The 13,655-nt window shown below is 72.9% G+C and carries 10 protein-coding genes and 2 pseudogenes; 7 read left to right on the top strand and 5 right to left on the bottom strand.

All coding sequences use genetic code 11. The annotated features are described in order from the left end of the window. Positions 1–52 precede the first annotated feature (52 nt). A complete protein-coding gene (locus AB0I16_RS17860) occupies positions 53–1,066 on the top strand; it encodes a questin oxidase family protein (protein ID WP_363250337.1) in 1,014 nt (337 codons plus the stop codon). Positions 1,067–1,101: 35 nt separating this feature from the next. Here the strand turns inward: AB0I16_RS17860 and AB0I16_RS17855 are convergent, their stop codons facing one another. Beyond that, positions 1,102–1,872 carry a class III extradiol ring-cleavage dioxygenase gene (locus AB0I16_RS17855; RefSeq protein ID WP_363250336.1) on the bottom strand — a complete coding sequence of 257 codons (771 nt, stop codon included), beginning with the start codon at positions 1,870–1,872 and terminating at the stop codon, positions 1,102–1,104. Positions 1,873–2,012: 140 nt separating this feature from the next. Here AB0I16_RS17855 and AB0I16_RS17850 point away from each other — a divergent pair, with 140 nt between their 5' ends. Continuing rightward, positions 2,013–2,537, top strand: coding sequence for a MarR family transcriptional regulator (locus AB0I16_RS17850; protein ID WP_363250335.1), 525 nt, complete (start codon positions 2,013–2,015; stop codon positions 2,535–2,537). Between the two features lie 43 nt (positions 2,538–2,580). Here AB0I16_RS17850 and AB0I16_RS17845 read toward each other — a convergent pair whose 3' ends face one another. Both AB0I16_RS17845 and AB0I16_RS17840 read right to left on the bottom strand, forming a co-directional pair. Then, positions 2,581–4,086, bottom strand: coding sequence for an MFS transporter (locus tag AB0I16_RS17845; protein WP_363250334.1), 1,506 nt, complete (start codon positions 4,084–4,086; stop codon positions 2,581–2,583). Between the two features lie 184 nt (positions 4,087–4,270). Beyond that, positions 4,271–4,933 carry a helix-turn-helix domain-containing protein gene (locus tag AB0I16_RS17840; protein WP_363250333.1) on the bottom strand — a complete coding sequence of 221 codons (663 nt, stop codon included), beginning with the start codon at positions 4,931–4,933 and terminating at the stop codon, positions 4,271–4,273. Between the two features lie 265 nt (positions 4,934–5,198). On the opposite strand from AB0I16_RS17840, the gene AB0I16_RS17835 reads away from it, so the two are divergent. Continuing rightward, positions 5,199–6,482, top strand: coding sequence for a M6 family metalloprotease domain-containing protein (locus tag AB0I16_RS17835; RefSeq protein WP_363250332.1), 1,284 nt, complete (start codon positions 5,199–5,201; stop codon positions 6,480–6,482). 97 nt (positions 6,483–6,579) lie between these two features. Here AB0I16_RS17835 and rho read toward each other — a convergent pair. Beyond that, positions 6,580–7,656 (bottom strand): annotated as a pseudogene (gene rho / locus AB0I16_RS17830) (transcription termination factor Rho); the annotation flags it as partial. Positions 7,657–8,232: 576 nt separating this feature from the next. Here rho and dhbA point away from each other — a divergent pair. The 4 genes from dhbA (at position 8,233) to AB0I16_RS17810 (ending at position 12,968) form a co-directional block, all read left to right on the top strand. Then, entirely contained in the window at positions 8,233–9,087 is an 855-nt protein-coding gene (gene dhbA, locus AB0I16_RS17825; protein WP_363250330.1) for a 2,3-dihydro-2,3-dihydroxybenzoate dehydrogenase, read from the top strand. A gap of 82 nt (positions 9,088–9,169) precedes the next feature. Next, positions 9,170–10,375, top strand: coding sequence for an isochorismate synthase DhbC (dhbC, locus tag AB0I16_RS17820; protein ID WP_363250328.1), 1,206 nt, complete (start codon positions 9,170–9,172; stop codon positions 10,373–10,375). After that, positions 10,372–12,243, top strand: coding sequence for an AMP-binding protein (locus AB0I16_RS17815; protein ID WP_363250327.1), 1,872 nt, complete (start codon positions 10,372–10,374; stop codon positions 12,241–12,243). Before dhbC ends, AB0I16_RS17815 begins: the two co-directional genes overlap by 4 nt. Before the next feature lie 89 nt (positions 12,244–12,332). Next, a complete protein-coding gene (locus tag AB0I16_RS17810; protein WP_363250326.1) occupies positions 12,333–12,968 on the top strand; it encodes an isochorismatase family protein in 636 nt (211 codons plus the stop codon). Positions 12,969–13,129: 161 nt separating this feature from the next. Here AB0I16_RS17810 and AB0I16_RS17805 read toward each other — a convergent pair. Beyond that, positions 13,130–13,540 (bottom strand): annotated as a pseudogene (locus AB0I16_RS17805) (MarR family transcriptional regulator); the annotation flags it as partial. Positions 13,541–13,655: the final 115 nt, after the last annotated feature.

Below are 13,655 nucleotides of genomic sequence, written 5' to 3'. Positions count from 1 at the left end.
CCGGGGCCGCGGGCCGTTACCGGAGCACGGGCCCGCGGCCTACCGTCCCCCCATGGACGACACCACAGGCACCTTCGATGAAGCGCTCGAACGGCTGCACGCCTCCGGGCCCGAGCGGCTGGGGCGGCTCACCAACCACGCGCCCATGGCCGTCGAGGCGCTCGCCGCACGGGGGCGGGGCGCGGCTGTCCACCGGTGGCTCGATCGCTACGCCCCGAAGCTGGAGGACTTCCCCGCGCCCGTGGAGCCGATCACGCGGGACAACCTGCGGGCGGCCCTGGGCGACCCCCGCCGGGTCGCCGACTGGATCGCGTACTTCCGCCGCGAGGTCGGGGCCCGCCCGTGGCGCGACGTCCTCGCCGAGTGGTGGCCGCGGCTCCTGCCCGGCATGTACGGGGGCTCGACGCACCCCGTGATCCGGGTCGGGCATGCCGTGCGCGCCCTGCGGGCGGGTCCCGAGACGGGGCCCCGCGTCGCCGAACTCGCGCACGGCCTCGGCTACTGGGCCGCGCGCCACCACCCCGTGGAAGGGCTCGTCCCGCTGCCCGGCGCCGACCGCGCGGAGGACGCCCTCGACGCGGTGCCGCCCCTCTCGGAGCGGCGGGACGGCGGCTTCCCCGCGCGGCTCGCGCGCGTGCGGGGGCTGCCGGTGTGGGCGGATTCCGTGGACGGCCCCGACGAGGCCGGGCGCCGCCTCGCGGAGCTGGTGCGCGCCGCCACCCACCGGTACGCCACGCACGGGCACGGCGAGGCGACCATGCTGGTGCACGCGGCGACGGCGCCCAACGCGGTGCTGCGGGTGCTGCCCGTCCTGCCGCGCGGCCTGTGGGTGCCGAGCCTGCGGGCGGCGTGGACGGCCTCGGCGGCCGTCACCGCCATGTACGCGCCGGACGCTCCCGTGGCCTACCGGCCCCCGGGCGCCTTCACCGCCGAAGAGGTCGTCGAGCGGGCGCTGGCGCACGGTGACGAGCACGTGATCAAACTGACGGACACGGCGCTCGACGTCGGCGACGAGCGGGCCCTGGCGGCGGCCCTGCGCTCCGTCGAGCTGAGCGAGCCCGCCTGAGGAGCCGGAGCGGGGGGCCCACTCGCCGCGGGCCCTCAGCCGAACTGCACCGACCTCTTCGCCAGGCCGAGCCAGAAGCCGTCGATCACGCTGCGCTGAGCCGTCAGGTCACCGGTGGCGTCCGCCGCGCCCAGGGTGACGAAGAGCGGGGCGAAGTGCTCCGTGCGGGGGTGGGCCAGGTGGCCCGCGGGGGACTTGGCGGTGAAGTCGAGGAGCGCGTCCACGTCGGTGCGCTCCAGGGCCTCCCGGCCCCAGGCGTCGAACTCCGCCGACCAGGACGGGACGCCGGACTGCCGCAGGGCCGCCAGGTTGTGCGTGAAGAAGCCGCTGCCGACGATCAGGACTCCCTCGTCCCGCAGCGGTGCCAGTCTGCGGCCGATGTCCATCAGGCGGCGCGGTTCGAGGGTCGGCAGGGAGATCTGGAGGACGGGTATGCCGGCGTCGGGGTACATCTCGACCAGCGGCACGTACGCCCCGTGGTCGAGCCCGCGGTCGGGAACGTCCTGCACGGGCAGGCCGGGGGCCCGCAGGAGCGCCCGTACGGACGCGGCGAGCTCCGGTGCGCCCGGCGCCTCGTACGTCACCCCGTAGTAGTGCTCGGGGAAGCCCCAGAAGTCGTACACGAGCGGCAGTGTCTCCGTGGCGCCGAGGGCGAGCGGGGCCTCCTCCCAGTGCGCGGAGACCATGAGGATCGCCCGGGGGCGCGGCAGGGCGGCGGACCAGGCCGCCAGTTCGCCGGGCCAGACGGGGTCGTCGGCGAGCGGCGGCGCGCCGTGACTGAGGTACAGGGCGGGCATGCGGGTCATCGCGCACCTCCGGAGCGGTCGGCGGTCGTGCGGTCCGCAGGCGGGGTACACCGTACGGAACACTGGGTACTTGAACACTCAAGCTTTACGGTTCGACGGTACGCATGGTTTGTTCAAAATTCAAGGAAAGGCCTCGTACGATGGAGTACATGGATATGCCACCCACCCCTTCCCCGGCCGGTGAGCCCCGCTGGCTGGACGGCGACGAGCAGCGCGTTTGGCGGGCCTACCTCCAGGCGACCACCCTCCTGGACGACTACCTCGACCGGCAGCTCCAGCGCGACGCGGGCATGCCGCACATGTACTACGGCCTATTGGTCCAGTTGTCCGACGCCCCCCGGAGGCGGCTGCGGATGACCGAACTGGCCAAGAACATGAAGATCACCCGGTCGCGCCTCTCGCACGCCGTCGCCCGCCTGGAGAAGAGCGGCTGGGTGCGCCGCGAGGACTGCCCCTCCGACAAGCGCGGCCAGCTCGCGACCCTCACCGACGAGGGGTACGAGGTGCTGCGCGGGACCGCGCCCGGCCACGTCAGCGCCGTACGCCAGGCGCTCTTCGACCGGCTCACCCCGGAACAGCAGAAGTCCCTCGGCGAGATCATGACGATCGTCGCCGAGGGACTTCAGCCCGAGGAGGCCGGTGCGGACCTCCCCTGGCTCCGCTAGGGGCCCGAAGCGGCCGGGCGGCCGCCCCGGTGGACCGGCCGGGTCAGTGGGCCATCACCGGGATCTTCACCTCGTCCTCGGCGCCGTCCGCCGAGTCCGAGCCGGCGGAGGACGGGGAACCGCCCTGGTGGCCGGTGTTGACGAAGGTCGCGGCGATCAGCGCGGAGACCGCGAGGATGCCGACCGCCCACCAGATGGCGCTGGTGTAGCCCTCGACCATGGCCTGCGCCTGGAGCAGCTTCGGGCTGGTCGCGCCCGCCGCGTGGTCCGTGAGGTACGCGGTGGTCGCCGAGGCCGCGATGGTGTTCAGGAGGGCCGTGCCGATGGCGCCGCCGACCTGCTGCGAGGTGTTGACCATCGCGGAGGCGACACCGGCGTCACGGGGCTCGACGCCGTGCGTGGCGAGCGACATGGCGGGCATGAACGCCGTACCCATGCCGAGGCCCAGCATCAGCTGCGCGGGCATGATCAGACCGGCGTACGACGTACCGATCTCCAGCTGCGTCAGAAGCAGCATGCCGACCGCGGCGAGCAGGAAGCCCGGGGCCATCAGCAGCCGCGGCGGGACGCGGGTCATCAGACGGGCGCCGATCTGCGTGGAGCCCGTGATCATGCCGACGATCATCGGCAGGAACGCGAAGCCGGTCTTGACCGGCGTGTAGCCCTTCACGATCTGCAGGTAGTACGTGAGGAACAGGAACAGGCCGAACATCGCGATGACGGCGAGGCCGAGCGAGAGGTAGACGCCACCGCGGTTGCGCTCCATCAGGACGCGCAGCGGGAGCAGCGGCGACTTGACCTTGGCCTCGGTGAAGACGAACGCGGCGAGCAGCACGGCGGACGCGACGAACATCGTCACCGTCACGGCGTCGGACCAGCCCTCGGACTCGGCCCGCGTGAAGCCGTAGACCAGCGCGACCAGACCGAGGGTGGACAGGACCACGCCGGGGATGTCGAGCGGCGAGCGGTTGCGGGTGCCGGCCGGCTCACGGATGACGAAGTAGGCGCCCAGGGCGGCGATCACCGCGAACGGGATGTTCACGAAGAAGGTCCAGCGCCAGTTCAGGTACTCGGTGAGGAAGCCGCCGAGGATCAGGCCGACGGCGCCGCCGCCACCGGCGATCGCGCCGTAGATGCCGAAGGCCTTGGCGCGCTCCTTGGCGTCGGTGAACATCACCGCGAGCAGCGAGAGGGCGGCGGGCGCGAGCAGCGCGCCGAACACGCCCTGCAGGGCGCGGGCGCCCAGCATCATGGCCTCACCGGTCGCGGCGCCGCCGAGCGCGGAGGCCGCGGCGAAGCCGATCAGGCCGGTCACGAAGGTGCGCTTGCGGCCCCACAGGTCGGCGATGCGGCCACCGAAGAGCAGCAGGCCGCCGAAGGCGAGCGCGTAGGCCGTGATGACCCACTGGCGGTTGCCGTCGGATATGCCGAGGTCCTGCTGGGCGGAGGGCAGCGCGATGTTCACGATGGTGGCGTCGAGGACGACCATCAGCTGCGCGAGGGCGATGAAGACGAGCGCTTTCCAGCGTCTCGGGTCTGTTTCAGACATGGGTGTGGCCACCTAGCGGTACGTAGCGGTACATATGGGCGAAAAAAGATGTACGTGAGGGATGTGTCAGGGATGTACGTGAGGGATGTACGTGAGGTAAGCGATGCGTGTGACGTAAGTGGTGCGCGCGAAGCATGCGGCGCGCGTGGCGTGCGTACGGGACGTGTGGAGGAGAGGGGCGCGGTCAGCGCTCCCTGAGGTCCCGCAGGGTCGCCGCCTCCCCCGGGAGCTCGGAGCGGGCGGGTGCCATCAGACCGTCCATGAACAGCTGAAGATGGCGGTGGACGAAGCGGTCCATGCTGAGGCAGGCCGTGCCCGGCAGCGGCCGGGTGAGCTGCGACAGGGCGACCATCAGGTCGCCGACGGCGATGTCGGCGCGCAGTTGCCCGGCCGCGCGCGCCCGCGCCATCAGCCCTTCGATGGACCGTTCGATGCGCTCGCGGGCATCGAGCAGGTCGGGGTGGTTGGGGTCGAAGCCGGCCTGCAGCATCGGGCACAGGGCGCCGATCCGCTCGTCGGCCGCGGCGTGCACGAAGGTGCGCAGCGCCCCGAAGGCGGCGTCCGCGTCGGCGTCGGCCGCGGCGATGCCCTCCTCGGCGTGGTCCGCGACGCGGTCCGTCACCGAGAGGACGACCTGCCGCACCAGTTCGGCGCGGTCGGCGAAGTGGCGGTAGACCGTGGCGTTGCCCACGCCCGCGCGGCGCGCGACCTCGTCGAGGGGTACCTCGGAGCCGTACTCCACGAACATCTCGCGTGCCGCGGCGACGATCCGCTCCCGGTTGCGCAGGGCGTCCGCGCGGGGGCGGGCCGGGCGGCGCCGGGGGGCGGTGGCGGTGGCGGAGTCCACGGTTCCTCCTCTTGAGCCGTCTCGGGTCTTCGCGGGCCGATGCGGGGACTGGCTCCCCGTTTCGCGCGAACACAGGTCTAAACGGGGAAGCGCTCCCCGGTTATTTCCGCCCGCCGCCCTTACTTCCCGTGACGTGGGTCACACCTATTGAACGGAAAACCCCCCGGTCGGTCGCACCCGACGAGCGTCCGCGCGCCCCTCGGCAGAGGGTGAGCGGACAGGGTGCAGCCGGGACCGGCGGCTGCCGCGGAGTGGAGGCTCACGCATGCAGCAGCCGACCTGGCGGCGGATATGCTCCGCCCGCCGCGGAGTCGCCCTCGCCTCGGTCGCGGCGCTCACCCTCGCGGTCACCACGTCGGCGGGCGCCGGCCGCCTGACGGACGAGGCGCCCAGCTCGGCGGGCCCGGTCTCCATGGCCCGCGGCGACACCCTCGGCCCCTGCATGATCAGCGGCACGATGGGCGTACAGATGTCGGAGGGCGTGCCCACCCCGCCCGGCTACGCCCGCGCCACCGGCACCGTCCGGGCCCTGAACCTCATGGTCGACTTCTCCGACGCGCGGGGCCAGGGCAGGGCGCTCGACCGCCTCGCGGAGTTCTTCCCGCAGACCGAGGAGTGGTTCCGCACCAGCTCCTACGGGCGCCTCGAATACCGCCCCGGATCGCCCGTACCGCACTGGCTGCGCATGCCGAAGCCGTTCGCCGACTACGGCATAGAGCGCGGCGCCCCCTTCGACCCAGGCTACCGCGAGCTGGTCGAGGACATCGTGGAGGTCGCCGACCCCGAGGTGGACTTCCGGGAGTACGACCTCGTCAACGTCCTCGTCACCCCGAACGCCGGCCCGTCGGCCCTCGACACGGTCCTTTCGGTGACTTTCGCGGGCAACCACGAGGCCCCGGTCGCCGACGGCGTCCCCGTCGCCAACACGTCCTTCGTCTACAGCCGCCAGGACGACGGCTCGGGCACCTACCACGAGACCGGCTACCGCGTACTCCCCCACGAGAACGGCCACGTCTTCGGCCTGCCCGACCTCTACACGCAGGAGGGCGGCGGCGCGGCCGGCCACTGGGACATCATGAGCGAGGACTGGGGCGCCAACAACGACCTGCTCGCCTGGCACAAGTGGAAGCTGGGCTGGCTCGACGACGAACAGGTCGGCTGCGCCTCGCGGCCCGGCACGTCCGAACACACCCTGACCCCGCTCTCCCGCACGGGCGGCATGAAGCTCGCGTTCGTCCCGCTGAGCGAGCGGACGGGGTACGCCGTCGAGGTGCGCACGCCCGGCGGCAACGACGAGGAGGTCTGCAAGCCCGGCGTCCTCATCTACCGCGTGGACGCGGACGTCGACACGGGCCACGGCCCGGTCACGGTCGCCGACTCCGCGACCGAGAGCGGCGGCTGCACCCGCCGCCCCAACGTCCACGCCGAACTGTCCGACGCGCCCTACGGTCCCGGCGAGACGTTCTCGGACGGCAGGACGGGGCTGCGGGTGACGGTGGACGACGTGACGGACGAGGGCGACTACCGGGTGACGGTCACGCGGCAGTGACGTCGTCCCCCGCGGCGGCCCCGGCGGCCCCAGTGGCCCCGGCGACCCTGGTGGCCTCGGCGACCCCGGTGGCCTCGGCGACCCCTGCGGCGGCCCCCGGCACCGTCTGCCGCACCTGCCGCAGGAACGCGGCGTTGCTCGGTGTCTTCTTGACCCGGTCGAGCAGCGCTTCGAGCGCGCTCTGCCCCGCACGCCCCCGCAGGGCCCGCCGCAGCTCCCGCATGGCCGTCAACTCCGTCCCCGGCACGAGCAGTTCCTCACGCCGGGTGCCGGAAGGGATGACGTCGACGGCGGGGAAGAGGCGCTGTCCGGCGAGGGTGCGGTCCAGCCGCAGCTCCATGTTCCCGGTGCTCTTCAGCTCCTCGAAGTAGTAGTCGTCGGCGCGCGAGCCGGTCTCCACCAGGGCGGTCGCCAGCATGGTCAGGGAGCCGCCCTCCTCGGTGAGGCGCGCGGCACCGAAGAGCCGCTTCGGGCCCTGCACGGCGGACGCGTCGACGCCGCCGCTGAGCGTGCGCCCGCCGCTCGCCGCCGCGTTGTTGTACGCGCGGCACAGCCGGGTCAGCGAGTCGAACAGCATCACGACGTCCCGGCCGTCCTCGACCATGCGCCTGGCGCGCTCCACGGCGAGTTCGGCGAGGGCGATGTGCTGCTTGGCGGGCCGGTCGAAGGTCGAGGCGAGCACCTCGCCGCGGACCGAGCGCCGCATGTCGGTGACCTCCTCGGGCCGTTCGTCGAGCAGGACGACCATGAGGTGGCACTCGGGGTGGTTCTCCGCGACGGCCGCGGCGATCTGCTGGAGCAGTACGGTCTTGCCCGTCCTGGGCGGCGCGACGAGCAGGCCGCGCTGCCCCTTGCCGACGGGCGCGACGAGATCGACGAGCCGTGTCGCCGCGGGCCCGTCCGCGGTCTCCAGGCGGAGCCGCTCGCGGGGATGCAGCGGCGTGAGGTCCCCGAAGCGGGGGCGTGAGCGCAGCTCCCGGGGATCGCGCCCGTTGACGCGCTCGATCCCGGCGAGCACCCGGGGGCGCCCGCAGACCCCTTCGACGAAGTCTCCGGTGCGCAGGTGCAGCTGCCGTACGAGGGGCGCGGGGACCTGCACGTCCGCGGGGCCGGGCAGGCAGTCCGGACCCCGGACGAAGCCGCGGCCGTCCTTCGCGATGTCCAGAACGCCGGTGGTTTGGTGGGTGGTTGGGGCAGGGCCAGTGGCAGTGCCAGCGGCAGCGGCAGTTGCTGTGGTTGTGGGTGTGACTGTGACTGTGGGTGTGGCTGTGGCTGTGGCTGTGGTTGCCATGGGAAGGGTTCCTTTCGCGGACATGCGAATGAGGGGCCCGGCCGGAGGGCGGCGTAGTTCACGCCTCGTGCGGCTGGGAGGGAAGCGCTTCGGAAGCGCTGAGAGAAGCCCGGAACGGCCTGGCGGAACAGGCCCGACTCACCGGACCCGGCCCAGTCGGCCCGGACCCGGCAGAACAGATCGCCTGAACGAATCGCCTGAACTCGAAGGATCGGGAAAGCGCCCGCGAAGGCGAGCCAGGAGGTCCCGTGAACCGGGAGAGAGATCAGCACCGGCGCCCCGGACGGGGCAGACACACGTGCTGCTCGCAAGGTAGCACACCGCACGGCGGCGGGCCATGAAGCCGCGCCGCCCGGGTTCACCCCGGGGCACCCGGGGTGAATCGACGAGGCGGCATCCCCCGGGCAGTGATCGTACGTTAGGTTAGCCTTACCTAAACAGCTGGGAGGTCGCTCGCACATGCCTGAGCACATACCGAACGGGCCGTACGCCGAGGGCGAGTTCGCCGGGCGCACGGCTCTGGTGACCGGCGCGGGCCAAGGCATCGGCGCCGCGGTGGCCGCCGCGCTCGCCGCCCGGGGAGCGCACGTCATCGCCACGGACCGGGCCACCGCCCGGGCCACGGACCGCCCCACGGACCGTGCCTCGGAGTGCACCACGGGGCACGAGCCGGGCGCGGTCGCCCCCCGGCTGGGCACGATCACCCCCCGCACCATGGACGTCACCGACGCCGGCGCGGTGTCCCGCGTCATCGACGAGACCGTCCGCGACCTGGGCGCCCTCGACATCCTCGTGAACGTCGCCGGCATCCTGCGCACCGCTCCCGTCGCCGAACTCACCGACGCCGACTGGGCCGACACCTTCGCCGTGAACACCACCGGCGTCTTCCACGCCTCCCGCGCCGCCGCCTCCCACATGACGGCCCGCGGCTCCGGCTGCATCGTCACCGTCGCCTCCAACGCCGCCGGCATCCCGCGCACCGGCATGGCCGCGTACGCCGCGTCGAAGGCGGCGGCCACGATGTTCACCAAGTGCCTCGGCCTGGAGACCGCGCGCGGCGGAGTGCGCTGCAACGTGGTGGCACCGGGCTCCACCGACACCGCCATGCAGCGCGCCCTGTGGCCCGAGGGCCGGACGGAGGTGCCGCCCAGCGTCATCGCGGGCGACCCCGCCACGTACCGCACCGGCATCCCGCTGGGCCGCATCGCCGCCCCCGAGGACATCGCCGAAGCGGTCGTCTTCCTCGCCTCCGACCGCGCGCGGCACATCACCCTCCAGGAGCTGTACGTGGACGGCGGCGCCACGTTGCGCTGAGGCCGCGCCCACCGCACCCCCGTCCCTCTCTCCTCCCCTCCTCCCCGGAACGCCCAGCGCCCCCACGAGAAATGGAGCACCCGTGTCGACGGCACCCGAGGTCGCCACACACGTCACGACGGCCGAGCAGGCCCATCCCGCCGTGGGAGCGGCCACCGCTCTCCTCGACGACTACACCCCCGGTCGGCGCTTCCTCGCGACACCGACCCGCACCCTGCTCGCCGAGGGCGTCCACGCCCACGTACCGCACGACGACAGGCCGCTGCCGCAGCGTGTCGCCGCCGCGCTGGCCGCAGCGCGCGCGGCGGGGACGGACCGGCCGCACGTCATCGGCGCCGTCGCGTTCGACCAGACCGCGCCCGCCGCCCTCGCCGTACCGGAGACCCTGCGTACCGCGCCGCCGCTGACCGCGGACCCGCTGATCGCGCTGCCCGCCGAGACACCGGAGGTGACGGACTGGCGCATCAGACCCGTACCGTCCCCCGCGGAGTACGGCGAGGGCGTCGCCGGGGCCGTGGAGCGCATGTGGCGCGGCGAGTTCAGCAAGGTCGTCCTCGCCCGCACCCTCGAACTCACCGCCCCCGCACCGCTGGACATCCCCCTGATGCTCCAGCGGCTGGCCCGCCGCGACCCCTCGGGCTACACCTTCGCGCTCCCGACGGCCCCCGGCCGCACCCTCGTCGGCGCCAGCCCCGAACTGCTCGTCTCGCGCCGGGGCGGCCAGGTCGTCGCCAACCCCCTCGCGGGCTCGACGCCGCGCAGCGCCGACCTCGCCGAGGACGTCCGCCGCGCCGCCGCGCTCCTGGAGTCCGCCAAGGACCTGCACGAGCACGCCGTCGTCGTCGACGCCGTGCACCAGGCGCTCGCCCCGTTCTGCACGGACCTGACGATCCCGCCCCGTCCCACCCTGATCCGTACGGCCACCATGTGGCACCTCTCCACGACGGTCACCGGCACCCTCGCGGCCCCCGACGCCTCCGCGCTCGAACTCGCCTGCGCCCTGCACCCCACCCCCGCGGTCTGCGGCACCCCGACGGCGACGGCGCGCGACGTGATCCGCGAGACCGAGCCGTTCGACCGCGGCTTCTTCACCGGCGTGGTCGGCTGGGGCGACGCCGAGGGCGACGGCGAGTGGGTCGTGACGATCCGCTGCGCCGAGGCGGAGGAACGCTCCCTGCGGCTCTACGCGGGCGCGGGCGTCGTCGCAGCCTCGGACCCGGCGGCGGAGACCGCGGAGACCGGCGCGAAGTTCCGTACGTTCCTCGACGCCGTGGGGGCCGAGCTGTGAGCATCCCGGACGCGCCCCCGTACCCCGAGGAGTTCGCCGAGCGCTACCGGGCCGCCGGGTGGTGGCGCGGCGAGACGTTCGGCGGGCTGCTGCGCGACCGCGCGGCCGAGCACCCCGACCGGACGGCGATCGTGGACCCGGCGGGAGGGCACCGCTGGACCTACGGCGAGCTGGACCTGCGCGCCGACCGCCTGGCGGCGGGCCTGCTGGCGCGCGGCATCGGGAAGGGCGACCGGGTGGTCGTCCAGCTCCCGAACACGGCGGAGTTCTTCTCGACGATCTTCGCGCTCTTCCGCATCGGCGCCCTGCCGGTCTTCGCGCTCCCCGCGCACCGCGAGACGGAGATCCGCTACTTCTGCGAGTTCACGGAGGCGGTCGCCTACGTCGTCCCCGCCCGGCACGGCGGCTTCGACTACCGCGCCCTCGCGGCGACCGTGCGGGCCCAGGTCCCGACGCTGCGCCACGTGTTCATGGCGGACGCGGGGCCCGCCCCGGCCCTTTTCGAGGCATTGATGGACGCGGACGCAGACGCGGAGGCGGACGGAGAGCCCGAGCACATCGAGACGTCGACGCACACGAAGCCCACGAAGCCCACACGAGAACCCGAACACTTCGAGGCGTCGACGCACACGAAAACCGAACGAGGGCCCGAACGAGGGCCGAAACGAGGGCCGGAACTAGGGCCGGAACTAGGGCCGGAACTAGGGCCCGTACGAGAGCCCGAGCACTTCGAGACCCTGACGGACGTGGAGGCCGACCCGGTACCGATCCCGGACCCGCCGGCCCCCTCCGACCTGGCGTTCCTGCAGCTCTCCGGAGGCTCGACGGGCGTACCGAAGCTGATCCCGCGCACCCACGACGACTACATCTACTCCCTGCGCGGCTCCAACGAACTCTGCGCGGTGGACGAGACGTCCGTCTACCTGGTGGCCCTGCCCGCGGCGCACAACTTCCCCCTGTCCTCGCCCGGTTCGCTCGGCGCGCTCTACGCGGGCGCCCGCGTGGTCCTCGCCCCGCAGCCGAGCCCCGACGCGGCGTTCCCGCTCATCGAGGCGGAGGGCGTCACGATCACCGGCCTGGTCCCACCGCTGGCCCTCGTCTGGACCGAGGCGGCGCCTTCGACCCCGTACGACCTGAGCAGCCTGAAGGTCCTCCTGGTCGGCGGCGCGAAGTTCAGCGAGGAGGCGGCGCGGCGCGTGAAACCGGCCCTCGGCTGCACGTTGCAGCAGGTCTTCGGCATGGCGGAGGGCCTGGTCAACTACACGCGCCTGGATGACCCGTACGAGACGACGGTCACCACGCAGGGCCGCCCGATCTCCCCCGCCGACGAGATCCGGATCGTCGACGACGAGGACAACGACGTGCCGCCCGGCGAGAGCGGCCACCTCCTGACCCGCGGCCCGTACACGATCCGCGGCTACTGGCGTGCCCCCGAGCACAACGCCCGCTCCTTCACACCTGACGGCTTCTACCGCACGGGTGACATCGTCCGCCTCACCGGGACCGGCCACCTGGTGGTCGAGGGCCGCGCGAAGGACCAGATCAACCGGGGCGGCGAGAAGATCGCCGCCGAGGAGGTCGAGAACCACCTCCTGGCCCACCCGTCCGTCCACGACGCGAACGTCGTCGCCGAACCCGACCCCTACCTGGGCGAACGCACCTGCGCCTACGTCATCCTGCGCACCGGTGCCGCCCCGCTGAAGCCGGCCGCCGTGAAGAAGTTCGTACGGGAACGGGGCCTGGCCGCGTACAAGGTCCCGGACCGCGTCGAGTTCGTGGCGAGCTTCCCGCAGACGGGGGTCGGCAAGATCTCGAAGAAGGACCTGCGGGCGACGACGTCGGCGACGCCGCACCACATCGCCCAGTAGCCGCGTCTCACGTAAGCCCCTCTCCCCCCTCCCGTCCCCTCTTCTCCCCCTCTCCCCTCCCCTCTCCCCTGAACGGAACTGTCCAACCCATGGCGCTGCCCGCGATCGCCCCGTACCCCATGCCGTCGGCGGACGAGCTTCCCGCGAACCGTGTCGACTGGAAGGTGGACCCGTCCCGCGCGGTCCTCCTGGTCCACGACCTGCAGAACTACTTCCTGTCGGCGTACGACGGGAAGGCGGCTCCGATCCCCGATCTCCTCTCGAACGTCAGGACGTTGAAGGAGACCGCGTCCCGCATCGGCGTACCGGTGGTGCACACCGCGCAGCCCGGCGGGCAGACCCCCGAGGAGCGGGGCCTCCAGCAGGACTTCTGGGGGCCGGGCCTGCCGGACGACGCGGAGGCGGCGGCGATCGCCCCGGAGATCGGCCCGGCGCCCCCGGAGACGGTTCTGACGAAGTGGAAGTACAGCGGTTTCGTCCGCACGGACCTCCTGGACCGCCTGCGCGAACAGGGCCGCGACCAGCTGGTGATTACCGGCGTCTACGCCCACATCGGCGTCCTGATGACGGCGTGCGACGCGTGGATGCGGGACATCCGGGCGTTCGTGGTGGCCGACGCGGTGGCCGACTTCTCCCCCGAGGACCACGCGATGGCGCTGCGCTGGGCGGCGGGCAGGTGCGCGGTCGTGACGACGACGGAGGGGGTGTTCGGGGAGGGAGCGTAGCCCCCTCCCCGGGCCTACCGGAAGCAGTCGCCCGCGCCCTCGCCGGATTTACGGTCGAGGGCGGGCTTCCCGTCGAGCGCGGCAGCGGGCTCCCCGTCGAGCGCGGCAGCGGGCTCGCCGTCGATGGGAGCCGCCTCTCCGCCGTGGAGGGCCGGCTTCCCGTCGAGGGCGGCGGTGAGGCTGTCGAGCCGCGCTCGAAGATCCCGCACCTCGCCCAGCGAGAGCCCGGTGGCGGCGCTGATGGCACGCGGCACGGCCCGCGCCTTCTCACGCAGCGCGAGTCCCGCCCCGGTGACCCGGACACTGACGGACCGCTCATCCTCCACGCTGCGCCGCCGCTCGACGTGACCGGCGGCTTCGAGCCGCTTGAGCAGCGGAGACAGCGTCCCGGAGTCGAGCCGGAGCCGCTCCCCGATCTTCTTGACGGGGAGCTCGCCGTGTTCCCAGAGGACGAGCATGACGAGGTACTGGGGGTAGGTGATCCCGAGGTCCTTCAGCGCGGTGCGGTAGACCCCGTTGAAGGCGCGGGCGGCGGCGTGCAACGAGAAGCAGACCTGCTCGTCGAGCCGCAGAAAGTCATCGTCGGAAACGCCACGGAAGGCTTCGCGCTCCCCGAGGGCGCCGCCCTCACGAGGGGTCCCATTCTCGCGGAGGGCTTCGGACCCGGCCCCGTCCTGTACTTGCTCC

The organism is Streptomyces sp. NPDC050703 (assembly GCF_040654435.1).
In the GTDB taxonomy this organism is placed as follows: domain Bacteria; phylum Actinomycetota; class Actinomycetes; order Streptomycetales; family Streptomycetaceae; genus Streptomyces.
The sequence above is the reverse complement of the archived record's forward strand: the minus strand, read 5'-3'. Positions and strand labels throughout refer to the sequence as shown.